We start from the raw sequence: 24,759 nt of genomic DNA, 5'->3' as shown, positions 1-24,759 counted from the left end.
TTCCCGGTTGGCGTTCGATCTGCATTTAGCCCAAGCCCACCGGGGCGGCGGGAGGATCCATGCGCTTTTGGAAAGCCGAGAGATCGCGGTCCACGATCTCCTTGCGGGTTGAGATATTCTCGTCAGACTTCACGCCCATGTCCTCGTGGCCCTTCTTGAGCTGGGCCTCCAGGCAGGCCTGGTTGCAACCCGTCACGGCGGCGGCAGAAGTCGCACCGCATTTGCAAGAATCGGCCACGGTCCACGACTTGGCGTGTTCGTTCACGGCGATATTTTTCTTCACCATGTAGTCCGTGCGGCCCTTGCCCAAGAGGCCGTGGGTGGCGGTCTGCGCACCGCCGGTGGCGCACATGCAAGGAGCTCCTGCTGCGCTATACTTCGGGTGCCCGAGTCCGCGATCCTCACCAAACTGTGAAGCGGGCACCAGGTGATCGGGAGTAGAGCCCGGGCAGCATGCCGACTTCCGGCCCTTGCGGTAGGAGGTCAAGGCACACTGCAGGGCCTTGGTGCAGGCGTTGTTGTTGATGTCGACGGCGTAGTCCTCGTGAGCTTTGTGCACCTTCACGGTGGCAGCCGCTTGGGCTGCTTCTCGTCCCGGCCCATCGGGCAGCTTGCAGGCGGTCTTATGTTCGGCCTTGGCGGCGTTGAGGGCGGTGGGGTTCGGGCACTTGGACTTGTTTTCGTCGACCGGGTCACCGCACTTGTCCTTGATGTTCTCGCGCTCCTTTTCGCAGCCCGGTGTGGCGGCGATCAGGTCCATGCGCCCGATGTGCGGCCAGGGGATGCCTTCGTTCGCCGGATCGGACGCGTGGTTGTGGGTGGTCATGTCGAGGTGGCGGACCACATTCTTGCCCTCGACCTTCACGTCCGCTGACCAGGAGGTGAAGTAGACCTTGCCGCGGTTGACGCTGGTGATGACTCCCTTCTTCGCGGCGGCGCCGGCTTCGTCGCCGCTGCTCTTCTTGAAGTGTGACTGGTTCTTCAGCATCACCTGCTTGCCATTGATGAAGACCGTGGTGCTGCCATCGGTGGTGTCCGAGGCCATCCCGAAGTTCGGGTAGGGCACCGGCACGCCGGGCGGTGTTGCCGGATTCTCCGGCGGCGTCATGCAGACATCCGGAAAGGCGGCGATGCTCTTGCTGCTCCCCGATTGGCAGGTGATCTCGCGGGTATTGGCGAAGACGTCGTCGGCCATCAGGGGTGCCTCCTTTCTTCGGTGGTCTGGCGAAGCACCAGTGCGGCACGCTGGCCGTCGGTATTGCCGACATGCAGGAGAACTCCCGGTCCCGGCGCGTATCCCTTCACGGCTGCATGCCACGCGACGGCGAGAGCGCAGGGGACCGTGGCGGCACCGACTTCGCCGATGCAGTCCGCCGTGTGCCAGAGATCGAAGCTCTGCTTGCGTACCCGCAACGTGCGCGCCATTGCGAGGGCGGCTTCCTTGAAAGGATACTGCTCGCCGTTGGCATCACAGAGCCGGTAATCGATGGAATGGTAATCCAGCCCGCTCTTCGAAAAGGATGCCCGGATCGCCGCAGCAAGGCCCTCACCCCGCAGCGGCTGCTCTGACTCAATGCCAGCTTCCTCGCGGGCAAATCCCCAGCCGTGGACCGCGAGCGGACCGACAGTCCTGCTTGATGCCTGTTCCAACCAGATCGCAGCAGCCGCCTCGCCGGGGATGAAGCCGTCCGATTGGCGCGAGGTCAGCAAGCGCTGCCGGGTGTAGTAGGCTCCAAGCGTGTTGGCATTCAGAAGACTATCAACCCCTACGACGAGACAAGAGCCACCGCGCAAGCGGGACAGGATTCCTTCCGCCAGCTGGATCGCTTCAATGCCGCCCACACGGCCATTTTCGATCACGCGGGACTCCGGATGAAATTCACCGCCGCAGCGATCCATCAACTCGCGGAGCAGCGATGGGTCCAAGCGCGGAAGCCGGCCCGGCCGGTCCTTCTCTGCGATGACCAGTAATAGGGGGATTTCGCGCAGCGCCGCCGGGGGTAAGTCGCCGATACATTCGAGGACCGCTGCTGTGGCCATTTGCAGCAGCTTCTCTCGCCCGCGCCATGGCTTCTCCAAGGGCACCTCGGCGCCTTGGATCACATCGCCATCGAAGAGGAATGCCGTGTCGTCGAAACCGGTGAAGCCCACGCGGATGGCTGCGCACGAAGCGGCGGCGCCGAGGCCCACCGCAGAGCACATGCCGACCTTGGTGATGACCATTGCAGGATTCATGACCGCGCCTCCTCGCTGGCGAGTTTCTCCCGGACCATGGCATCCAGTGAGGGATACCATTTCTTCCCGCCGCTCCGCGCCCGATACCATGCGGGGCTCATCCGGCCGACCACCACCTGCGCGATCTCCAGCATGTTCTTGCGAAGGGGAAGCGAGCTGCGCCAGACGACGCTGAAGCGTTGGGCCTCGGGCTCGATCAAGAGCGTGTCCACCACTGCGGTTTGGGTGACTTCGGGGCGGTTGCGTGGATAAAAGACCACGGGCAGATCAAGTGCCGGCAGCACGAAAGCCGTGCGACCCGCAGGCGTGAGATTCATCAGCACCACTTCTTCGCCGCCTTTCGGGTGGTCGATCTGCTGGTCCTCCGGAGCCGCTTGGTAGTGCCGCTCATCGAAATCGGCAGGCAGGAAGGGGAATACATGATCGATCCAGTTCTGGTCATAGGTGCCCGCATACTTGAGTCGTGCGGGCCAGCCCCGGCCGAGCGGGCCAAAGGCCATCGGGCGATACTTGCCCTCGGGATCGCTCACCGGCTTGCCGCTCTCTTCGGTATTCGGCAGCGCGGCTCCGTGGATCGCGTCGGGATTGGAATGATAGCCCCGACCGACTGGATTGTCCGTGAAAGCAGAGTGGCGCTTCGGGTCGCGATGCGTGTTGTCGCTGCCTCCGAAGGCGCAATCGTAACCGAATGGCAGCGTGACGAAGGGTGTTGGATTGCTGGCGGTTACCCCGAGGAAGTCCTTCTTCCACATACGGTCGCCGACGACCTCAAAGCTCTTCGTCAACTTGCCGATGCGGATGCCAACTTGGACGCGAGCTGCAGGTTTGCCTGCGGGCGCATGGGCATAGCCATCCAAGAGCACATCACAGCGCGGCTTGAAGGGCGCGAAGTCAGTCTCGCGGTGCGTGGCGGAGAAGCCGGGCTCTCCCGTGAACTCATCCGCCATCACCAGATCCACCTGCGAGGGCGCCAGCGCCGGAGTTTTGGATGGGTCAGAAGGAATCGTGAAGGTGCCTTTCACCACCACGACCAGATACTCGCGGCCATCCGGCTTCACGCCCATGGTATAGGCGGCCTTCATCCGGGTGCCGTTGAGCAATTCCATGGCGACAGGGATTCATCTCATTCAGTTGATCTGCACGGAGCCGCCCTTGATGCGGTTCACCCCGGAAGAGCGGGTCGAGACGTAAGCTCCTCGAATGAGCACCTTGCCCGCGCGGGTCAGCGTGATGCTGGCCTTGCCGCATTGCAGGGTGATCTGCCGCTTGGCGCTCAGCGTGAGTTCCTCCCCATCGGCTGACACTTGCAAGGACTCCGCTTGCTTCGCGTCTGAAGACTGAAGGAGGCCAAGGATGATCGGCTTTGAAGGATCTCCATTCTCGAAGCTGAGCACGGCCTCACGCCCAATGTCGTCGGGAGCGATAGTGCAGGTATGCCGCGCAAGGCGCGGGCACCCGGAAGCATCGCCGGCAAGCGTGACCCATGGCCGGCCTTCTCCATCAAGGGACGCGAGGCGCGCGACCGCCACGCTGGGCAGTCCCACCGCACCTGATGCCGGAGCGGCTTTCGCTTTACGCGTTCGCGGCGAGTCAATGATGCTGCTGCTGGGATTCATGCGATGGGTGATAAAGAGGGAAGGGGGACTTAGTTGTTCATGATCTTCTGACCCTTGACCGTGACATCCTTGGATGCCTTCACCTGGATCTGTCCGGATCCCTCGATGGTAATGTTCTTGCCCTTGATTTGGATCGTGCCGTCCTTCTTCATCAGAATGCTGGCATCTCCGGTCTTGATCAGGATTTGGTCGCCCGCGTCGATCGCGAGTTTCTTCCCGACTTTGAGCGTGTCGTCTTTGCCTACGTCGGTAGCGCGGTTGTCGCCTACCGCGAAAGACTGGTTCTTGCCGACGGAGGTCGATTGATTGGCTCCAACGGAGGTCTCCTGATCGCTGCCGATCGTGTTCGTCTGGCTGGTGCCGATGGTGTTCGACTGCGAAGCGCCAACCGTGGTCGCTTGCACGCCGCCCACCGTGATCTCCTGCGCGGCGCCGACATTGATCATCTCATTGATGCCGACCGTGTGGGTGCGCATCATGGCGACCGTCTTCGTCTCGCTGGCTCCTACCGTGTGAGTGAAGGCCGATCCAATCGTGATGGTCTCATTGCTGCCGACCGTCTCGGTGCGGTTCACACCGATGGAGATTACCTCGTTGCTTCCCACCGTCTCGGTGCGGTTCACGCCAATGGTGATCGTCTCGTTGTTGTCGACGGTTTCGGTCCGATCGTGGTGGATGTGGATCGTTTCGTTGTGACCCACATCCTCCGTACGGTCATGACCCACTGAGGTAGTCTCATCGTTCTCGACGATGTTGTCCTGATTCTTCTCCGCATGGATATAGAGCTGCTCGGAGCCCTTCTTGTCCTCCATCCGGATCTCGTTGAAATTGGAAGTTCCTCCACCCATCGAGCTGCGGCTCTTGATCCCGCTCTGCGTTTTGTTCGCGGGAAGGCCGTAGGGCGGCATGTTGTCGCCATTGTAGACGCGGCCGGTAATGATCGGGCGGTCGGGATCACCTTCGAGGAACTCGACGATCACCTCTTGGCCGATGCGTGGGATGTGGATCGATCCCCACTGCTTGCCGGCCCAGTACTGTGAAACCCGGATCCAGCAGGAACTCTTATCATCGCTATTATCGTGGCGGTGCCAGTGGAAGTGAACCTTCACCCGGCTGTATTCGTCCGTGTAGATCTCATCTCCGCCGGGACCGGTCACGATCGCAGTCTGTGGGCCGGTGATCAGCGGCTTCGGCGTATCGCGAGACGGGCGGTAGTCCACCGTGGCGGGAATCGCCAGGAGCTTCACTTGATAGAAGCGCGGTCCACCGGAAACCTCCTGGGAGCCGAAGGGTGTGGAGTGAATGTCGTGATGCAGGCGGGTGATCAGATACTTCCGGTTGTCGTCATCGCGGAATGCTTCCTTCAGCTCAAACTGGAAGCCGACCTGCAAGCCCGCGATATCCGCCTCACCGCGGTGTGTCTCGTGCCGCGCTTGCAACTCCTGCATGCGGATCGTGGCGTAGTTGCTGCCCGCGCCGCGATCGATGTACTCGCCGGGATAGTCGTAGATCTCGTAGTCGGCGTGATCGTGCTGCTTGGGGTTGCTGGTATCCGCGAGCAGCTTCTTGCCGGGTGACTTGAAGTCGAAGTCAGTGTGGGCAAATGCCCCCGGGCAGACCCGGCCCTCGCGGACCCACGAGCGGATGCCACTGAAGTCGATGCCGAGATTCCACGGGTAGTAGTTCGCCGACTCGCAGTTAGGGCAGGGATCGTGCGCTGAGGGCGCATCTGCCAGGACCATCGTATGCTCGCCGTCCTTGTGGGTGAAGTAGTAGCAAATCCCTTCCTGCTCCATCAGGCGGCTCACGAAGTTGAAGTCGGTCTCGCGATACTGCACGCAATACTCCAGCGGCTTGTAGCTGCCGCTCAGCCGCAGCTCATACTGGCTGAAGTTCCGCGATGAGAACACCGCCTCAATGATCTCGGGAATCGACTTCTGCTGGAAGATCCGGCAATCCGCGACTCTCGTGAGATACCAGAACCACGGCACCACGATCGCGCGGTAGCGGGCCAGTTGGTCGCGCGGCTCCATCTGCTGGAACTCGCTGACGAAGCCGTTGAAGATCCGCGTGCCGCTCTTCTCGGCCTCCACCTTCACGGTCACATTCTGGCCCACGATGTCGTCGAACTTCACCTTTGGATCGGTGCTGACCAGATCGAGTTCGTAGCGATAGGTCTTCGACAGCTCCTCCTCGCCGTTGAAGCGGGTGATCATCAGTACATCCTCGCCGAGCGGCGTGGTCAGTTTGAGCCTTCGGTCCTGTTGTGTTTCAGGCACGGTATCACCTTTCTCACTTGAATTCGTAAACGAAGCGGCCGTCCGTGGCTGTCACCGCGATCTTTTCGACCGTGGTGCCATCCGCGATCTTTTCCAGCAGCTCACGGCTGAGTTCGGGGAGTAGGGTCTGGGTAAGGATGCCTTCGACGACGCGCGCGCCGCTCTGCACCTCGGTGCAGCGGCTCGCAATCAGATCGCCGACGGAGGAATCGAAAGTGAGCTCGGTGCCGCGGTTTTCCAGCAGGCGCTTCTTCACGCGGCTGAGCTGGAGTTCCACGATCTTGCGCAGCACCTCGTCGCTCAGCGTGTAATACGGCACCACATTCACGCGGCCCAGGAAGGCTGGCGTGAACTTCGGAGTGCCCGCGCGCTCATCGGAGAATTCGAGCAATGGCTTGCGTATCGCCTCGGCCAGTGCCTCCGGAGTGGGCAGCAACTCCGGATCGGCGCACATATTGGTGATCAGGTCCGTCCCCGCATTCGTCGTCATCAGGATGATGGTATTGCGGAAGTCCACCGCCCGGCCGGTGGAGTCATCCAAGCGACCCTTGTCGAAGACCTGGAAGAAAAGCTGGATCACATTCGGGTGTGCCTTCTCGATCTCATCGAGCAACACCACGCTGTAGGGACGCCGCCTCACCGCTTCTGTCAGCACGCCGCCCTCGCCGTAGCCCTTGTAACCTGGGGGCGCACCCTTGAGCGTGGCCACGCTGTGACCCTCGGTGAACTCCGTCATGTTGAAGGAGATCAGATTACCCTCGCCGCCATACAAGGCCTCGGCCAAGGCCAGCGCGGTCTCCGTCTTGCCCACGCCGCTGGTGCCGGCGAGCATGAAGACCCCGATCGGACGCGATGGATTCTCCAACTGTGCCCGGGAGATCTCGATCCGCTTGGCGATCGCTTCCAAGGCATGGCGCTGCCCGATCACGCGCTCTTGCAGGAAATCCGCCAGCGTAAGGATCGTCTTGATCTCGTCCTTGAGCATCCGCCCCACTGGAATGCCGGTCCAGTCCGCCACCACCGCCGCCACCGCGGACTCCGTGACCGAGTGATGGATCAGCGGCTTGTCTTTCTGCAATTCCGCCAGTTCAGCTTCCTTCGCACGGACCTCGGCCAGAAGCGGCTCGCGCTCGGCTTCGCCTTCGGTGAGCTTGAGCTTCTCCTTCAGTGCGATCAGCGCATCCACCAAAGTCTTTTCGGTGGCCCAATTCGCCTCCAGCCCCTCCAAGCGCGTTCGCGCTTCCTTGACTTGCTCATCCAGCTTGCCAAGTGCCGCACTACGATCCGCACCCGCCGCGCTTTCTTCCTTCAGAATGCTTTGTTCAAGCTCCAAAGCTTCAATGTGCTTGCGGCAATCATCGACCTCCGCCGGCGTTGCGTGTTGGCTCAGCGAGACCCGCGACGCCGCCGTGTCCATCAGGCTCACCGCCTTGTCCGGTAGTTGCCTTGCCGGAATGTAGCGCTTCGAGAATTTCACCGCCGCCGCCATCGCATCGGCAAGAATTGGCACGCCATGGTGCTCGGCCAGCTTGCGGGACACCCCGCGCAGCATCGCAAGCGCCTTGTCCTCGTCTGGTTCCTCGATCACCACCGGCTGGAAGCGTCGCTCGAGCGCGTTGTCCTTCTCGAAGTACATCTTGTACTCCTTCCAAGTCGTCGCGGCGATGGTGCGCAGCTTGCCCCGTGCAAGGGCGGGCTTGAGTAGGTTGGCGGCGTCGCCTTGGCCCTCCTGTCCGCCCGCGCCAATCAAGGTGTGCGCCTCATCGATGAACAGGATCACGGGAACCGGCGAGCCTTCGACCTCCTCAATGACTTGCTTGAGCCGCTTCTCGAATTCCCCCCGCATGCTCGCGCCTGCCTTCAAGGCACCAAGGTCGAGTGTGCGCAACTCCACATCCTTCAGTGCCGGCGGCACATCGCCGGCAGCGATCTTCAAGGCCAGGCCCTCGACCACTGCAGTTTTGCCGACACCCGCCTCACCTGTTAGGATGGGGTTATTCTGGCGTCGACGCAGCAGGATGTCGGTGATCTGGCGGATCTCCTTGTCGCGGCCGGTGATTGGATCGATCTTCCCGGCCTTTGCCTCGGCTACCAGGTCGGAGGTGAATTTCGATAACGCCTCCACCCGTCCCGGCACTGGCGGCCCACCGCTGGCGGGCGCTTCATCCCCGGATGCCGGCACTGCTTCGGCGCTACTATTCTCGATCGAGCTTTTGAAAATTTCGTCGAAGTGATCCGTCAGCTCATCCGCCTTCAGCTTGCGGAATTCGCCAGACAATCCTTTCAGGACAATCTCCAGCGAAGGGTTCTTCATGCAGCCGATCAGCACGTGTCCGCCGCGGATGCTGTTCTGCTTGAACATCAGCGAAGCATAGATCCAGCCCTGCTCGATGGATTCACGCAGCGCCAAGCCGAAGCCGGTGATCGAGCCGGCACCACGCGGCAAGTGGCTCAAGGCCGCGGTGAGGTCCCTCGACAGTATCGAGTCGTCGATCTGGAAATGGCGCACCGCCGTCTGCAGATCGGACTCCGGCTCATTCAGCATCTGCTGCAACCAGTGCACCAGCTCGACCGATGGATTGGTGCGCATCCGGCAAAAGTTCGCGGCGCCATCAAGCGTGCGGTAGCCGAGCTGGTTGAGCTTGCCGAACAGATCCTTGGGACGGAGATCAGCCATTAGATTAGAGAGTGAAGATTGTTTCGGTTGTGAAAGCAAGTTCGCCGCAGGATTTTTGGAGCAGCACGTCGTTCAGTTGGCGTGATTGAGCACGAGGTCTTCGGCGTCGTGCTCGAAGTCGCGCGACTTGAGCCAAGAGGACCGTCCAAGCTGCCCGGCTTGGCCCAGCACGGTGACAGGCACTTCTTCCTTCTGGAGAATCACTTGGAAATCGCAGATCCACTGCCGCGAGGTGTAGAAGTCCACCCACGCCGCGAGCTGCGGATAGGCCCGGCCATCGGGCAGGAAGTCCTTCAGTTGAGAAAGCTTCATCGGACCCAAGCGGATGCGGAACTTCTGCTGGTGGTCCCACATCCGGCTGCCGACGAAGATGCTCTGCCCCAGCGTGCCACTGTCCGGGCTCTCACCCAAACGGCAGCGCGAATCTTCCGGAATCGCCATCCAATGCCCCACGTATTGCCGGATCTCCACCGGCACATGAAAGAAGCCGGAAAGAATCGAGACCAGCCCCTCGGCGTGACGTGTCTGGCAAGAGAGATGCCCGGCGAAGGCGAGCCGCGCGAGAGAGGGGAGTTGGGGGTGCTCGAAGAGCTGATCGCTACCCGCTCCAAAGGTGCTGGCAATAAAGTGTCCGAAGCGCGGCGCATCGCCCTCATGCCTCGTGCCACCGGTGGCAACCCGGTCGAAGGCCACCGGCATGTTCCCCGAGGCCCAGGCCCGGTAGAGGAAACTGAACATGCGGTGGTGGAAGAGGTCGAGGAACTCTGCCATTCCTTCGTCTTTCACCGCGGAACTCGCATAGAGCCCGGCACCTTGCGGGGATTGGAAGAGCACCTCGTCCGGAATGCCGTGCGAGAGATGCACCAGCGTCTCCGTCATCCACTCCGGCATCGGCCCGAAGGGGCCGGACAGTCCCGTGAAGCAGGCCTTCAGCTTGTAGATCGGGTCCTCGGGGTCGCCTGCCGGCGTGCAGACCCGTAGGTCGGTCGCGAGGTGGACCAAATCCACATACTGGCCGAAGCGCACGAAATCGTCCGCCGGATCGCGCGAGCGCCCGACACGCGGATGTCTTCCCGCGGCGGCACACTCCAGCACCCGCACGGCTTGGTAGAACGAGAAACCCTGCGGCCGCTCGACCAGCGTGTTGATCAGATCAAGCAGGTCTTGCCGATTCGTCGTGGCCATCGGACGAGTTCCTTTTTGCCCGGCAGCAAGCTGACCGAGGTTTGGGTGAAGCAGTTCATCGAAACATAGCGGCCGAAGAACTCTTCCAGCACGCGGCTGAAGAGCAGCACCTCGGGCGCACTCATGACATTTTGATCGAAACCCAGGGTGATCTCCAGGCCGCGCACGAAGGACGGCGGACCGCCTTCGAAGCGATGCAGCGCCTGCTTGGCCTCCGATCGAACCGTGCGCAGCGAGGCGATCTCGCGGCGGCTCTTCTCGGCGTAGAGCGCGAGTAGCTCGCGCAGGGCCGCGGCATCGCCATCGGCCCCGATCAGCGATTGGTAGTTCAACGAGAGATGGCTGATCAGCCGCCACGCGTGTGGTCCCTCCGCATTTGAAGCTGCCGGCGGCGTGGGGCCGGCCAGGAACTCAATCGATTGGACGAGCTCACTCTCGGGATAGGTGAACACCGGCAAGCCTTGCTCGATCATCAGCAGCGGCAGGTGGCGGTTGGTACAGCGCGCCTCCACCCCGATCTGGCGAATATCCAAGCGGAAGGGAGCCGCCTTCAGGTCCACCAGTGAGAGATAGACCTCCGAACCAGGATAGCCGAGGTGCGGCAGCATCACGCCTTTCGTGGCCCGCGGGAACGAATCGCGGCGGACCATGTAAAAGGCCTGCTCTTTGTCGCCGTCCGCTTGGTTGAAGAAGAAAGGCCGGAAACGGGTGTCTTCACCGCTGGTGGTTCCATGGCCCGTCGCACCTTCGATCGAGTAGACTTCGAAGTCATGCGTGCGCGCCCGATCCATCGTCACGTGATGCTCGGGGCGCCGGGCATCGAAATCGAAGCGCCGCGACAGCGGGAATAAATTCACGATCGGCGTGGAGAACAGCTCCAGCGACTTCTTGCCGACGATCGCCTGCAGCGAGCTGTCGTCCTCCGAGAAGGGCAGCAGGATCTCCACTTCGCGGCTCGTTGTCGCCGCCAGCGCCTCCTTCAGCCCACTGATCTCGAAGAAGTGGAACTTCTCCGGCAGCAGGAAATACTCGCGTAACAGACGGTAGCCCTCGAAGCCTGCCGGATTCATCGGCAGCAGCCGTTCACCCTCGCCGAAACCGAGTTGCTTCAAGTTCGCCGCGGTGATTTGCCGCGCTCCATTCGGCCCGCCGAACCATACGCCGCGGCTCCGCGAGATGATGTGCGCCAGCAAGCGCAGCCGCCCCTGGTCCGCGCCAGGGACAAAGAAGCGCAGCTTGTCACAGCCCAACTCCTCCCAGGACATCGAGGGGTGCAGCAGCTCCAGGCGGATGCTCAGCGCGGCCTCATGCGCGGTCGCGATGTTCCCGTGTCCTGATCGATAGCTGACGTCGGCGATGCGGATCGGCAGCAGCGTGAGGTCCTGCGTCGTCTGCCAGCGGCAGCGTGTTGCCCGCGGCCCGAAGGGTTCGGTGACCACCTCGCTCCCTGCGGGAATCTCCACCCGCTCGAAGACCGCGCCGGGATCGACATTGAAACGCACCACTCCCGCCGAAGGCAGCGGCGCGAGATAGTCCGGATACACCGTCTCGAGCAGTCCCTGCGTGAAGCGCGGAAACTCCGCCTCAAGCTGATAGTGCACACGCGCCGCCAAGAAGGAAAAGCCCTCCAGCAAGCGCTCGACGAAAGGGTCTTGGCAAAGCTGCCGCCCGTCGACATCGATTCCGAGTTGCTTGCCGGTCTGCGGCCGGTGCCGCGCGAACTCTCCCGCCAGCCGCCGCAGGTGCTGCAGCTCCACATCATAGAGTTCGAGGAAGCGCTCGTTCATGCGACACCTCCATCCTTCACCTGGCAGGACCCGGTATTCAGATCGATGTCGATCCGCAGCGACTCCCACTCGGGCAGGGCCCACAGCTCCGCCTCGATCGAGAAGGCGAGGATCGAAGGCTCCTTCTCGTTCTGGATCGGCTCGATCTTGAGGCTGTCGAACACGATCCGCGGTTCGAACTGCTTGATCGCATCGCGGATCTCGCTGCGGATTCCTTCCATCACCCGCGCGTCGTCGGGATTCACCGCGGCACCGTTGAAGTCGCGGATGCCGTAGTTGATCACGGAGAGCGGCAGCTCCTCGTGATCGTAGATGCTGGGTGCATCATCGATCGCCGCCTTGCCCGCATTGCTCATCGTCGTGCGGTCCAGCTCCTCCCGCGTCCGTCGGCGCTTCGAGTTCAAGAGCCACTCGAGGTCACGGCGGATCGCATCGCGGTACACCCGCGAGTCGATCTGCCGGCTCTCGGGCGTCCCCCGACCGAGCGAGCGGACGATACGATCAAAGAGGCAGGGGAGAACCCCGCTTTCAAGTTGGTGATTGCGGCGGTTCATCCTGCCCTCACAGGGGTCGCTCGATGTCGGGGTGCTCGAATTCGATCTTCCGGACTTCCAGCAGCGAGTAGTCGTTCTCACCGTCGGTCAGCACCTTCTGGCCGGCTGCCTTCACGAGACCCGGCTGGGGCTCATCCCAGACCGTGCCGCGTGAGAGAGCGAGATTCTGGTTCTCGCTCTTCTCGGATCCCGAGTAGCGAGCGCACAGGAAGCCCGGCGTGTCCGACCCGTTGGTGAATTGGAAATTCACCGGTAGCCAGATCAGGTCGCGCAGGGTCTTCGGTGTGGATACCCGCACCCCTAACAAGCGTTGCACCGGTAGCCAGTAGTATGAGCCGCCGATCACTGCCTCAAATATTGCCGGGAAGCGTGAGTCCGTATCGCCCAGCCAAGCGAAGCGCTTGCCGTCGATCGTTCCTGGCACCGACTCCGCCGCATCCGTGACCTTGTCGCGGCATTGCAAGGCGGCCTCGGTTTCCCCGGCCCGGAGATGGCGGTGCATCTGGATCAAGTCCGCCATCCACGGCAAGGGATCGCCGAAGATCAGCGGCTCGCGTTCGCCAGCCAATACCGCGACGCGTTGCGTCTCGGCCTCAACCAGCGAGGTGACCGTGATCACCAGCAACTGCCGCTGCTCGTCGGTCCCGAGGTCGCCATACAGCTTGAGCTGCTTGACCGCGGACTCCCATTCGCCGGATAACGCCGCGAGATGCATGAGCACGAGGCGCAAGTCCCCGTCGGTCGGCTTCGCGCGGACGCTTTCCTTGATGGCGGCGAGCGCTCCGGAGAGATCTCCGCTCCGGAGCGCGTCTTCCCAAGTGACTTGAGACATCTCGGCGAATGATTATTCTCCGGTATTCGTCTTCAGGCTCCACTTGTGGCCGATCGTCGTCTTCTCCTTGAAGTCGTCGGGGTTGAGCTGCTTGTACTCCCACTCGATCTCGGTATAGGCGATCGATACCGATTCGCTCGGAATGTCGCCGCCACCACTCACGGTGTAGCTGGAGATGAAGGCGTTCTTGATCGTGATCTTCAGGAAGCAGGTTTTCTCACCGGTCGCTCGACAGAGTTCGAAGACCGCCTCGTCCACCCGTTTGCCCGCACTACAGGCGAGCGCGAGTTTCGGCGAAGCGGAGTCGTACATCTTCGTCACCACGATGTCGGAGTGATGGCTGCGGCCCTCGGGTTTGGCACCACCTTGGCTGGCGGCGGACGCTGCGGCTTGGGAGATGCCGTGGGAGATCGAGGAAATCTCGATCCACTCTTTGTGACCGTCATCGCCGGACTCTCCTTTGACTTCAGAGCCGTCGATTTTGATCTGCATGTAATAGTCAGGCATGGCGCGATGGATTTTCCGTTAGATTGATTTTTGGGGCGTAGGACGCCCGGGATAGAACAGCGGAGGGGGCATGGAAATAATCCTGGTCACTTGCCGCCCAGGCTGGGCAGGCGCGAGACGAGGTGTAGGGCAGCGGTCAAACCTTCGAGTTGAATGTGGGGCCGCAGGAAGAAGTCGGCCTCGTAGTAGCCGGGGTCGGCTTCGTTGGCCTTCACCGTCACCTTGGCGGCGGCGAGTGGTTTCTTCGCCTTGAGCTCCCACGAGGAACTGGAGTCGCACTGGTAGTTGTTGATCCACTTGTTCAACCAGTCCTCCATCTCGTTGCGCTCCATGAAGGCGCCGATCTTGTCGCGGACCATCACCTTCAGGTAGTGGGCGAAGCGGCAGCAGGCGAATAGGTAGGTCATGCGGGCCGAGAGCGCGGCATTCGCCGTGGCATCGTCCTCGTAGTACTTCTGCGGTTCCTGCAGCGATTGCGCGCCCATGAAGACCGCGAAGTCCTCGTTCTTGTAGTGCGAGAGTGGCATCAGCCCGACCTTCGCCAGCTCGTGCTCGCGGCGGTCGGTGATCGCGATTTCCGTCGGGCACTTGTAGTCGATCGAGCCGTCGTCGGAGGGGAAGGTGTGCACCGGTAGATTCTCCACCTTGCCGCCGCTGTCGTGGCCGCGGATGTAGGTGCACCAGCCGTAGAGCTTGAAGGCCCGCGTCACGTTCGCCCCGAAGGCATAGGCCGCATTCGACCACACATAGCTGTCGTGATCCGCACCCCCGAGTTCCTCCACGAATTCGAAGTCATCGATCGGGTTCTTCACCGGATCATACGGCGCGCGCGCCAGGAAGCGCGGCAGGGTCAGACCCAGATACCGCGAGTCCTCCGAAGCCCGCAGTGAGCGCCATGCGGCGTATTCCGGATTCGTCTTCGACAGGACCTTGTCGATCTTGGGCGGCTTCGAGAGATCCTGCCAGGAACTCAGCCCCAGCAGGGTCGGAGCCGCCGAGGTGATGAAGGGGCAATGTGCCGCTGCCGCGATCTGGCCGACACCGCGCAGGATGTCCACGTCCACCGGCGAGTGGTCGAAAGCGTAGTCGCCGATCATCACGCCGTAGGGCTTGCCACCCGGCATGCCGAACTCTTCCTCGTACACCTTGCGGAAGAGCGGGCTGCGATCCCACTTGTCGCCCTTGTACTCCTTGAGCACTTGGCGCACCTCGCTCTTGCTGATGTTGAAAATCTCGATCCGCAGTTGGTCATCGGTCTCCGTGTTGAAGACCAGGTGCTCCAGCCCGCGCCAGCTGCCTTCCATCTTCAGGAAGTCCGCGTGGTGCATGATCGCATTGAGCTGCTTGGATAGGAGTTGGTCGATCTGCGCGATCACGCCCTCGATGTAGGCGAGGATGCTGCCATCATAGGTGACCGTGTCTTTGAGAATCCACGCTGCCAGCGAGCGTGCGGCATTCTTGGTGGTATCCTCGGCACCCTTGGTGGGGAGGGAAAGGCCCTCGATCGCGGCATCCAGCGCACTGACGTTTTCAAATTCGCCGGCGGCTGACTGCTTGGAGGTTTCTGTATCGCTCATGGAAGTGTTCGGCGTGGGCTTTGATCAGGCGTCGGCAGGCTTATCCAGCGCGCCGGCCTTCTTGGCTTCGTTGACCAGCGATTGGAGCAGGGTGGGATCCTGGCGGATTTTCTCGAAGAGAGCCTCGGCCTTCGGCTTGCCACCGATGACCCCCAGCAAATTGTCGAGCGTCTGCCGCACCTCCAGCAGCTCGCGTAGCGCGTCCACCTTGCGGGCCACCGCGCCGGGCTCGAAGTCGCTCATCTTCTCGAAGGTGATGTCCACCGGCAGCTGGCCTTCGCCGGTCAGGTGATTGTCCACCAGGAAGCTCACGCGCGGCTTCTGCGACTTGAGCACCTGGTCGAAGTTGTCGGCGTGGATGTCGATCGACTTGCGGTCGGCCACCGCCGGGAGTTCCGCCGCGTTCTTGCCCGAGAGATCGGACATGACCATCGCGATGAAGGGTAGTTCGACCTTCTTCATCGCATCCCCGGTGTACACCTCGTAGGTGATGTGGACACGCGGCGGACGGTTGCGGGTGATGTATTTTTGGCTGCTCATCGTGGTGAGATCGTTGAACGCCGGAATGCCCCGGCTAGTACCTGAGACAAATTATCGCCTATCCTTTAGCTTCCTTCTTTGCCGATACCAAGAATTTGTTGCGCCTTTCGCACGGCATCCTCGCCGGCGGTGTCGTTGACCAGGTCGATGAAGCTCAGGTCCATCAGCCGCTTGGCCCGCAGCAGTAGCAGTGGCACTGGGCTGGAGGGTTCGTTCTGCTGGTAGTAGTCGATGATTTGGTCGAGCATCGGACGGATGCTGGCCTTGGAAAATCCGCCCGCGCCGGCCACCGGAGCCGCCGCCGCGGTAGCAGTGCCCTCGGTCGCTGCACCGGCCACCGTTTCTACCGGCGATCCGGTCGCGTGAGAGAGAATCCGCCGGATCACCCCGAGCTGCTTCACGAGCTTCCCCTCCACGCCTGTCAGGAATTCCCCGCAGTCCACCTCGTTGTCCGGCGCATAAGCGGCGTCCACCTTCGCGACGATCCACTGGGCCTGTTCAAGTGATTGCGTCGCTTGCGCCAGCGCATCATCGAGGACCTCCTTGTTGGTCGCCCCCAGCGTCGCCTTTGCGAAAGCGCGTGTCGAGGCGTCCTCATCCGCACCCGCGTTCGCCTCATAGGCCTTCAGCGTCGCCTCCGGCATGCCCGACACGAAGGGCATGCTGCGCAGCGCTGCAAGAAAGCTGTTCCCGGCCAAGCCGCTCAGGATGTTCACCCGCGCCTGCTTGCCACCGGGAGTGGAGGGCAGGGGATGGAAGTCATCCCAGTAGGTCTCACAAATCTTCCGCACCAGCTCCAGCGATTGCGCCAGCCCCTGCGCCCGCTGCCGCCGCATCGCTGCATCGCATAGATACACGGCTGCACGCAGGTGCTTGTTATGGCCCAGGAAGTCCGTCGCCGCTGCCAGCACGCCCTGCCACGCCGCATCGTCGGAATCCGGACGCCGCGCTTCAGAGTAGAGCGCGTCCAGATTGTACAATGCCGCTTGCTGGGCCATCATGCCCGGGTTCGCGGGCGATACCGCATCATCCTCCAAATCGGGACCGCAGGGCGGAGCGGTCGAAACAGGAGTCAGGAGTTCAGTCACGTCGATCATTGCCGCCGTTCGCTTCTTCTCGTTCTGGGGTTCGAGCGGAGGACAGCAGCGCCGCCAGCTGCCTACGCGCTAACGCATGGCCGATTGCGACGTTTCTTCCCCCTTTCAACCTAACCGCTATCAGCCTCGCTGAGACAAGCCTAGCAAAAATGGGTAACGATCAAATTCAGTGCATCCCGCACGAATGCCACATCGAAATCGACTTGATAGATTTTCGACATGAGCGATGTTGCCGTTCTGATGAAAAGCCCGTCGATCCTTCGTGCCGGTGGTATTTGTCTGATCGTAGTCCTCGCTCCCGCCTGTTCCAACCAGGGTTGGGACCCGACCAAAAACATGGGCCGCGGCGATGGCAGCGATGAAGTGAAGTTCATCGCCCGCGGCGATGGCACCGTCGACATCGGCTCGCTCGGCAAGATCTCGCGCTACATCAACGGCCAGCGCCAGCTCGGCCGCAACGAGGAGCAAATCCTCGAAGCCCTCGTGCAAAAGCAGATCGGCGGCTATCGCATTGAGCGTCTGAAAGTGCTCGAAAAGAAGCGCGAGGCGACCGTCCAGCGCCACAAGACCCAGACCGCCGAGCGCACCAAGCGCCACGCCGCCAAGGTCGCCAAGATCCAGAGTTCGCCGCTCCCCGCGCCCGAGAAGACCAAGCAACTCGCCGCCGCCGAAAGCGAGAACAAGGCCGCCGAGCAACAGGAGGAGTCCGCCACCAAGCGCGAGCTCGTCATGATCGACACCGAGATCAAGCAAGAGAAGAGCAAGACCTACGTCGTCCCCGTCAACGACCCCCAAGGCCCCAAGGGGCGCTCGGTCGTCCTCGTCGACGCCAACAACCGCGTCAAAGGCTCCAAGGTCTATCAGATCGACCGCAGCATGGTCGACCTCGCCAAAGTCGCCGCCCGCGACGAGCCCAACGTCGCCGTCCTCACCGACGTCTCGCCCCTCCGCGTCTCCGGCGGGAACTAAACGGCTGGACTGTCAGCGTGGTGGTCCGCTTCCAATCGCGGCGCAGCCGCCTTGGACTGCGTGCAGCTTGCTGCCGCTTTCCGGCAGGCAGCCTTGCTGCCGTGAGGCACCCTGAAACTCCCGCCTTCGCCAAGTGCCCCCGGGTGCATCCGCCCTCAGCATCCTTTCTTGGGCATCGATCACTGAGTCCGTTGTCCCCTACTTCTCCTCTAACATCCCCCTCATCCTCGCCACCACCTCCTTCTTCTCCTCCGCCGCATTCACCTTCTCACCGGGATCGGCAGCGAGATCATACAGCTCCACATGCTCCGCATCCTTCTTCGAGAATACCAAGTGAAACCCCTCATCCCTCACCGACACAAACTCCTGCCAGGCTGAAACCGCCACCCCATCCGACTTCGCACCCGCATCCCTCAACTGCGGCGCCAGCGAATTCCCCTCCAGTCCCTCTGGCAGATCCAAGCCCGCACACCCCGCCAGCGTCGGATAGAGGTCCACCGTCTCCACGATCGCCTCGCTCTTCACTCCCGCCTGCTCCTGCCTCGGCACCCGGATAATCAGCGGCGACCGCAATGCCTCCTCATACAGGCAATGCTTTCCCCACACCCCGTGCTCCCCGAGCAGGAACCCATGGTCCCCCCACAAGACCACGATCGTGTTCCCAGACGCCGGTGATTCCGCCAGCGCATCCAGTAACTTCCCCACCTGCGCATCGGAGTATCGCACGCAGGCCAGATACGCCTCTCGATACCTCTTCACCGCCTCCGGTGAAGCAAAGGGATCGCCTGCGTTGAATCCATACTGCCGGAACTCAGCACTCCCATGCCAAGTGCTCGGGAATGCCGGCTTCACCGCCCCGGCAGCCAAGGCCGGGGCCATCGCACCGGCATCCGCCTTCGCATAGCCCTGCGGCACCACCCACGGCAGATGCGGCTTCAGGAAACCCACCGCCAGGAAGAACGGCTTCTTCTCGCCCGCGAGCTCCTTCAGCCGCGCCGTCGCCGCCTCCGCTGTCCAGCCATCGGTACAAGACTTGTCATCCCCCTCCGTCACCTGCGTCAGCGGCGGCTTGCCCTTCTCCTTCGTTTCCGCCCGGCCCATCCCACCGGCATAGCCATGCATCGCCGCCTCGGGCGTCTTCCATGGCCCACAGGGCATCGAGCACTCGTCCCAAGACCCCGGCAACTCCTCCGGCCCCTCCTGCCAATCCTTCCCTCCATGCCCGCCCGGGTAGTGCGTGATCTTCCCGATCGCCACCGTGCGATACCCGTTCTTCCGGAAGAACGCCGGCATCGATGGCAGCGGCTGCTTTCCCGCCGTCTTCATGATCGCATCATTCCCCACGTCAGCCGGGAAATGCCCCGCCCGTCTCCCGAACAACAAGGCACAGCGCGAAGCCCCACAAGTCGGCACCTGCACATAGTGCCGCGTGAACAGCCGCCCGCTCGCCGCCAGCTTGTCGATATTCGGCGACCGCCCCTTCAGCGAGGCATCGTAACACCCCAGCCACGGCCTCAAATCATCGACGGCAATGAACAATACATTCGGCTTCGCCTCCGCCGCGAAACCGCCGCTTGCCCCAAGCAAGAAAAGGGAAAAGGTGAAGAGCGACTTCATGGGAGCTGCTAATACGGCCCTTCTCCCTGCCTTTCATTCGTGTCAATCCGTGTTCATTCGTGGTTCCTCTTCTCCCCACTGATCACTGATCACCCGGCACTTCCCCTCAACTCAACCGCGCCGCCAGCAACTCCCGCTGGAACACGATCTCCTTCGGCAAGTAATCGTAGAGCTTCAGGAACAACTCTCCCTGCGACAGGATCTCCGCTTTCCACTCCTCCGCATTGAAGGCCATGCACTGGTCGAAGCGCTTCTCATCGAAGCCATCCAATCCCTCGACGTTGAAGTCCTCCCAATCCGGCGTCCACCCGATCTGCGTCTCGTACCCGGGGATCTTCCCCTGGCAGCGGTTCACGATCCACTCCAGCACCCGCATGTTCTCGCCGAATCCCGGCCACAGGAACTTCCCGTTCTCGTCCTTCCTGAACCAGTTCACGTGGAAGAACCGCGGCAGCCGGTTCACCTTCCGCCGCATGTCTAGCCAGTGGTGGAAGTAGTCTGCCATGTTGTACCCCGTGAAGGGCAGCATCGCAAAGGGATCGCGCCGCACTCCCGGCTTCAGTCCGATCGCCGCGGCCGTGACCTCCGAGCCCATCGTCGCACCGACATACACACCGTGCGACCAGTTGAAGGCCTGATAGACCAGCGGCATCGTGTCCGGACGCCGCCCGCCGAAGATGATTGCCGACACCGGCACACCCTCGGGGTTCTGCCACTCGGCATCGATCGCCGGGCACTGGCTCGCCGGTGCCGTGAAGCGTGCGTTCGCATGCGCCGCCACCCGGCCGCAACCCGGCTCCCAATCCTTGCCCTGCCAGTCGATCAAGTGCGCCGGAGCCTCCTTCGTCAGACCTTCCCACCACACATCGCCATCATCGGTTAGAGCCACGTTCGTGAAGATCGTGTTCTCCTTCATCGACTCCATCGCGATCGGATTGGTGTCGTAGGATGTCCCCGGAGCCACGCCGAAGTAACCCGTCTCCGGATTGATCGCGTGCAAGCGTCCGTCCTCGTGCGGCCACAGCCACGCGATGTCGTCGCCCACGATCGTCGTCTTCCAGCCCGCATCCGAGTAGGTCTTCGGCGGCACGATCATCGCCAGGTTCGTCTTGCCGCACGCAGAGGGGAAGGCGGCCGTCACATAGGTCTTCTCACCCTGCGGCGACTCGATCCCCAGAATCAGCATGTGCTCCGCCAGCCAGTTGTGCTCGCGCGCGATGTTGCTCGCGATCCGCAGCGCCAGGCACTTCTTGCCGAGCAGCGCATTGCCACCGTAGCCCGAGCCATAAGACCAGATCTCGCGGCTCTCCGGGAAATGCACGATGTACTTGTCCTCATTGCAGGGCCAGGAAACGTCGGCCTCGCCCTCCGCCAGTGGTGCGCCGATCGAATGCAGGCAGGGGATGAAATGCCCGTGGCCCTCGCGCCGCGAGTGCACCTGCTCCGTCGCCTCGGCTTCCAGCCGCTCCAGCACCCGCTGGCCCATGTGCGCCATGATTCGCGTGTTCACTGCCACATAGGCGCTGTCGGTCACTTGCACGCCGATCTTTGCCAGCGGCGAATCCAGCGGACCCATGCAGAAGGGCACCACATACATCGTCCGTCCCTTCATCGCGCCGCGGAATTTCTCCGTCAGCAGCGCCTTCATCTCGCCCGGCTCCATCCAATTGTTGGTCGGGCCGGCTAGGCCCTTGCGCCGCGAGCAAATGAAAGTCCGGTCCTCCACTCGCGCCACGTCGGAGGGCGCGGAGCGTGCCAGATACGAGTTCGGCCGCTTCTGCGGATTCAGCCGTGTGAAAGTCCCCTTATCCACCAGCAGTTGGCAGAGCCGGTCCCACTCCTCGCGCGAGCCGTCGCACCATTCCACCGTCTCCGGCTGGCACAGCGCTTTCATTTCCTCGACCCAAGCAAGAAGTCCGGCGTGACGGGAAGGGGCATTCATATCTCCCATCAAATGCAATTTGCGCGCCGCCAATCAACCCTATCGGAGGATTTGGGCCGCATCCGTAAAGATTTGACCGATTTCCGCCGATGCCCCGCCCGAAACCATCATCAAGTGACTTCTCTAACGGGCCGCCCTCGCCCCGCCCCGCTCCGAAGAGAAAGGGCGGGGCGCAGGCCACCCCAGGGGGAGAAATCAGTTTGGTGAATCAAATCCGGAATTGCCACAGCGCCTCCGTCTCGCGATCCCGCCATGCGGGCCGTCGCGCGATCGGATCCTGCAGCGTCCGGACCGTCTTGCGGCCACCGGCGAAGAAGAAGCTTTCGACTTCGATCTCCACGACCTCCAGGCCCATGTAGTAAGTGCCGTGGAGCGTGCTGACCGCTTCTCTGCCGAAGACTTCCGCAAGGTGCTCCTGCAGCAAGCCAGCCTCCTTCTTGCCTACAAACAGGAAGGATGGCGTCTCGCCGAAGCTACACTTCGAGCGGATCAAATTGGACACCGCTTCAGGACTCCAGTAGTCCCCGAAACTCAATTCGGAGGCTACCATCGTCGAGTCAGGGAAGGGTGCAGACTCTTGATGTGTGTTCATTGCAATGTAAGTGGGTGGTCGCAAATCGCGAGCAACATACGTGCCCGACTGGCCGATTCATCACTCCGGTAGTGACAATTTCGTGGGTCATGCAATCCGTTCATCGTATCTGTCAGCCGGCATGAAATAGGAGTTGTGATCCAGTTATGAATCCCTGAAAGGTCCGGTAATTTCCCAGAACGGCTTTTTTCCCGAGAACGGCAACGCCGTTCCTCCAAAGAGCGACAACGCCGCTTCCGCTCAAAGGACGGCAACGCCGTTCCATCCTACAGCCCAGGGTTGGTCCCGGGCATTCGCAGCCCGACGGGCAAGAAGGTCCGGGGCCTGCCTTGGGTGAGCATCCAAGAAAAATCTCAACCCCGAAGGGGTTGCCTCGGTGTTTCAATTCTACGGTGTCCGTAGTAGCTTGATCGGAAATCCCCGCCACTCCCGCAAGGAGGGTAAAACCGGAGCGTCTGGATTCTCCCGTCATGAAATGATAATCAGGCAAACAACCCCGCTGCCCCGGAAATTTGTCTCCATCCCTTCGATCACGATGAACAAACTCCGCCTCCTTCCCGTCTACCCTCTCGCGTGACCCTCCGCCCTCAATCTTCCCCACCTTTCCCCAAATCCTGGTTCCTCTCCACCCGCACCTTTTGGCTCGGCCTCCTCGTTACGGCCTTCTTCCTCTGGCTCACCGCCGATTCCTTCCTCTATCTCACCGCATACCGGACCATCCACCGCGGCTCCCTCCGAGATTGGTCGGAGGAATCTGTCATTGCCGGAAGCGTACCCGATGAAAGCGGATCCTTCGTCGCCCAGATCTATGGCGGCTGCATATTCCTCATCTGGAACGACCACATTGCACCGAATGCCTCCTACTACGGAACGGATGAACGCACCCGCCTGACCGCAGACGACACCTTCTCCTGGACCCCCGGGATATTTTCTCAGGCAGACTCGATGCTACGTTACCGCGGCGTCCGCATCCCCACCTGGCTCTTTCTCGCCACTTGGCTCGGCATCTGGACCTACCTCCTCCTGAAATCAGCCCGGCGTCACCGCAGCTACCTCCAGCCAGAGGCCCTGCCGCCTTCCCCTTGATTGCAAGAAAACCGGCGGCTTGACCTCGGACTGCATCGGGATTCCACTGCAAGAGCGCGAGAAGGGGTGTTCTCATTCCCTGGATTCAAGCGCGCGGCGGACCCGCGGGAGCCAGGCACTCCCGCGGTATCCGAATACGAATTCAATCCAAACCCGGGAGACCACCACCATGAGCCTTGAATCAAGTTGCGCCGCCATCCTCCGCAATGCTCCCTCCGACCGCGTTAGCATTCGGGTCGATGTCATCACCGTCGACAAAACCCAGATGGAGAAGGTCGCCAAAGCCATCGACAGCGGCGACATCGCTGTCGAAGTCGGCAACACCGGCTCCCAGCTCGGCGCCAGCTATTCCTCATGGAAAGGCCGGCGCCTCGATCCCGGCGAGAAGAAGCTCATCGGCAAGATCACCGTGGGGAGCGCCAACGTCGTGAACAACGTGATTGGCAAGGCAGCCGTCTTCCATGAAAGCGTCCACGCCCTGATGGATGTGGCGGATATCAAGGTGATCATGCACAACGACGAGGTCATCGCCTATCTGGCCGATGCCATGTATTTGAAGGCAATGAACATGACGAGTATCGGCGGCGATCCCTTGGCGAAGGCGATCTATGCCGCCGCCTTCAAGCTCATCGACGACCGCAAGCTGCTCACCATGCGCGGCACCAAGCTCACATGGTCGGACTGCGATGCCCTGCGCGACGCCATCAAGGCGCACCCCGCCTATCGTTAGCGTCGTAGATTCCGGCGCGATTGTTGAAATGTCACAAGCCTACTAAGGATCTGGTAGTCTTTGCTGCCTTCGGCGGGAAAATCCACCTCCCGCAAGAAGGGCAATAGGGAGCCGTCGGCCCTTCCCGTCATGACGGCGACCACAAGCATCCCCACCACCCCCCAAAAAAATGTCTCCCTCACCTCCGATCACAATGAACAAGCTGTAGCTTCTTCCCGTTTACACCCCGCGTGACCCTCAGCCCTTCATCCTCCGCGTCACTCCCCAGGCGCAGGCTTCTTGCCACCCGGACCCTTTGGCTAGGTCTGCTGGTTACCGCCTTCTTCTTGTGGCTCACCATCGATTCTCTCTTCTACCTCACGGCTTATCGGACGATCCACCGCGGCTCGCTCCGTGACTGGTCGAATGAGCGCGTTATTCCCGGAGGAACGCCCGATGAATCCGGATCATTCGTCGCAAAAATCTACGGCGGATGCGTTTTCCTTTCCTGGAGCGACCATATCGCTGCGAACGCGGATTACTACGGAACCGATGAACGCGTTCGCCTGACCGAAGAAGACGACTTCTATTGGACCCCACGGGTCTTCTGGCAGACCGATTCGCTAACGCGCCATCGCGGTGTCCGCATCCCTACCTGGCTCTTCCTCATGGGCTGGCTCGCGATCTGGAGCTGCTTCCTCGTGAAATCAGCCCGACGACACCGGAGCTATCTCCAGCCCGCTGCCGATGGCGCTTAGCCGGCAAGGAAGTTGGCCGCTGGCCCTGTCGCTTTTCCACGCCCTCGTGTCCAACGACCTGGGCGCCCCGGGCACCGCCCGGCTTGGACGCGCTCGGGCCGCCATCCTTGGCGTCTTAGTGGTTCATCCCTGCTTTTCCATAGGGATGACCTCTCCTGATTCGTCGGCTTCGCCCGATTCGTGGTGCCTCTCTGTCTTCC

General features: G+C 61.8%; 21 protein-coding genes. 4 read left to right on the top strand and 17 right to left on the bottom strand.

The annotated features are described in order from the left end of the window. Positions 1–25: 25 nt before the first annotated feature. The 14 genes from BV071_RS35390 to BV071_RS13545 all read right to left on the bottom strand — a co-directional run bounded on the left by BV071_RS35390 (position 26) and on the right by BV071_RS13545 (position 16,877). Entirely contained in the window at positions 26–1,195 is a 1,170-nt protein-coding gene (locus BV071_RS35390) for a PAAR-like domain-containing protein (RefSeq protein WP_052573327.1), read from the bottom strand. Further along, positions 1,195–2,235, bottom strand: a complete 1,041-nt coding sequence (locus BV071_RS13605; RefSeq protein WP_035607999.1) for a hypothetical protein — start codon at positions 2,233–2,235, stop codon at positions 1,195–1,197. The genes BV071_RS35390 and BV071_RS13605 overlap by 1 nt, the downstream gene beginning before the upstream one ends. After that, positions 2,232–3,341, bottom strand: coding sequence for a DUF2169 domain-containing protein (locus BV071_RS13600; RefSeq protein WP_035607997.1), 1,110 nt, complete (start codon positions 3,339–3,341; stop codon positions 2,232–2,234). Before BV071_RS13600 ends, BV071_RS13605 begins: the two co-directional genes overlap by 4 nt. Positions 3,342–3,362: 21 nt before the next feature. Continuing rightward, entirely contained in the window at positions 3,363–3,851 is a 489-nt protein-coding gene (locus BV071_RS13595) for a DUF6484 domain-containing protein (protein WP_265594406.1), read from the bottom strand. A 29-nt stretch (positions 3,852–3,880) separates the two neighbouring features. Then, positions 3,881–6,130 (bottom strand): type VI secretion system tip protein TssI/VgrG, encoded by a 2,250-nt coding sequence (gene tssI / locus BV071_RS13590; RefSeq protein ID WP_035607994.1) that lies wholly within the window; start codon positions 6,128–6,130, stop codon positions 3,881–3,883. A gap of 13 nt (positions 6,131–6,143) precedes the next feature. Continuing rightward, positions 6,144–8,807: a type VI secretion system ATPase TssH gene (gene tssH, locus BV071_RS13585; protein WP_035607991.1), complete on the bottom strand. Its 2,664-nt coding sequence runs from the start codon at positions 8,805–8,807 to the stop codon at positions 6,144–6,146. Positions 8,808–8,879: 72 nt separating this feature from the next. Further along, entirely contained in the window at positions 8,880–9,992 is a 1,113-nt protein-coding gene (tssG, locus tag BV071_RS13580) for a type VI secretion system baseplate subunit TssG (RefSeq protein WP_052573325.1), read from the bottom strand. Beyond that, entirely contained in the window at positions 9,956–11,779 is a 1,824-nt protein-coding gene (gene tssF, locus BV071_RS13575) for a type VI secretion system baseplate subunit TssF (RefSeq protein WP_035607989.1), read from the bottom strand. The genes tssG and tssF overlap by 37 nt, the downstream gene beginning before the upstream one ends. Next, positions 11,776–12,333 carry a type VI secretion system baseplate subunit TssE gene (gene tssE, locus BV071_RS32925; protein ID WP_052573323.1) on the bottom strand — a complete coding sequence of 186 codons (558 nt, stop codon included), beginning with the start codon at positions 12,331–12,333 and terminating at the stop codon, positions 11,776–11,778. The genes tssF and tssE overlap by 4 nt, the downstream gene beginning before the upstream one ends. Before the next feature lie 7 nt (positions 12,334–12,340). Further along, positions 12,341–13,165 (bottom strand): type VI secretion system accessory protein TagJ, encoded by an 825-nt coding sequence (locus tag BV071_RS13565; RefSeq protein ID WP_035607987.1) that lies wholly within the window; start codon positions 13,163–13,165, stop codon positions 12,341–12,343. 12 nt (positions 13,166–13,177) lie between these two features. Continuing rightward, a complete protein-coding gene (locus BV071_RS13560; RefSeq protein ID WP_052573322.1) occupies positions 13,178–13,672 on the bottom strand; it encodes a type VI secretion system tube protein Hcp in 495 nt (164 codons plus the stop codon). A gap of 86 nt (positions 13,673–13,758) precedes the next feature. Next, positions 13,759–15,249: a type VI secretion system contractile sheath large subunit gene (gene tssC / locus BV071_RS13555; RefSeq protein WP_035607985.1), complete on the bottom strand. Its 1,491-nt coding sequence runs from the start codon at positions 15,247–15,249 to the stop codon at positions 13,759–13,761. Between the two features lie 24 nt (positions 15,250–15,273). Further along, positions 15,274–15,789, bottom strand: coding sequence for a type VI secretion system contractile sheath small subunit (gene tssB, locus BV071_RS13550; protein WP_035607982.1), 516 nt, complete (start codon positions 15,787–15,789; stop codon positions 15,274–15,276). 65 nt (positions 15,790–15,854) lie between these two features. Further along, positions 15,855–16,877 (bottom strand): type VI secretion system ImpA family N-terminal domain-containing protein, encoded by a 1,023-nt coding sequence (locus BV071_RS13545; RefSeq protein WP_265594405.1) that lies wholly within the window; start codon positions 16,875–16,877, stop codon positions 15,855–15,857. A 228-nt stretch (positions 16,878–17,105) separates the two neighbouring features. Between BV071_RS13545 and BV071_RS13540 the strand changes: the two genes are divergently transcribed. Then, positions 17,106–17,855 (top strand): hypothetical protein, encoded by a 750-nt coding sequence (locus BV071_RS13540; RefSeq protein ID WP_035607978.1) that lies wholly within the window; start codon positions 17,106–17,108, stop codon positions 17,853–17,855. Positions 17,856–18,053: 198 nt separating this feature from the next. Here BV071_RS13540 and BV071_RS13535 read toward each other — a convergent pair whose 3' ends face one another. The 3 genes from BV071_RS13535 to BV071_RS13525 all read right to left on the bottom strand — a co-directional run bounded on the left by BV071_RS13535 (position 18,054) and on the right by BV071_RS13525 (position 22,006). Next, positions 18,054–19,472 carry a sulfatase gene (locus tag BV071_RS13535; protein ID WP_035607975.1) on the bottom strand — a complete coding sequence of 473 codons (1,419 nt, stop codon included), beginning with the start codon at positions 19,470–19,472 and terminating at the stop codon, positions 18,054–18,056. Positions 19,473–19,578: 106 nt separating this feature from the next. After that, positions 19,579–21,414 carry a phosphoenolpyruvate carboxykinase (GTP) gene (locus BV071_RS13530; RefSeq protein WP_035607972.1) on the bottom strand — a complete coding sequence of 612 codons (1,836 nt, stop codon included), beginning with the start codon at positions 21,412–21,414 and terminating at the stop codon, positions 19,579–19,581. Between the two features lie 208 nt (positions 21,415–21,622). Further along, entirely contained in the window at positions 21,623–22,006 is a 384-nt protein-coding gene (locus tag BV071_RS13525) for a hypothetical protein (RefSeq protein ID WP_035607968.1), read from the bottom strand. Positions 22,007–22,579: 573 nt separating this feature from the next. Here BV071_RS13525 and BV071_RS13520 point away from each other — a divergent pair. From BV071_RS13520 to BV071_RS13505, 3 genes are all read left to right on the top strand, one after another. Continuing rightward, positions 22,580–23,092, top strand: a complete 513-nt coding sequence (locus BV071_RS13520; RefSeq protein ID WP_035607965.1) for a hypothetical protein — start codon at positions 22,580–22,582, stop codon at positions 23,090–23,092. Positions 23,093–23,261: 169 nt separating this feature from the next. Then, complete coding sequence (locus BV071_RS13515) at positions 23,262–23,822, top strand: hypothetical protein (protein WP_035607962.1); 561 nt, start codon at positions 23,262–23,264, stop codon at positions 23,820–23,822. 326 nt (positions 23,823–24,148) lie between these two features. Then, positions 24,149–24,559, top strand: a complete 411-nt coding sequence (locus BV071_RS13505) for a hypothetical protein (protein ID WP_035607958.1) — start codon at positions 24,149–24,151, stop codon at positions 24,557–24,559. Positions 24,560–24,759 lie beyond the last annotated feature (200 nt).

It is taken from the genome of Haloferula sp. BvORR071 (genome assembly GCF_000739615.1).
Lineage (GTDB): Bacteria > Verrucomicrobiota > Verrucomicrobiia > Verrucomicrobiales > Akkermansiaceae > Haloferula.
The sequence above is the reverse complement of the archived record's forward strand: the minus strand, read 5'-3'. Positions and strand labels throughout refer to the sequence as shown.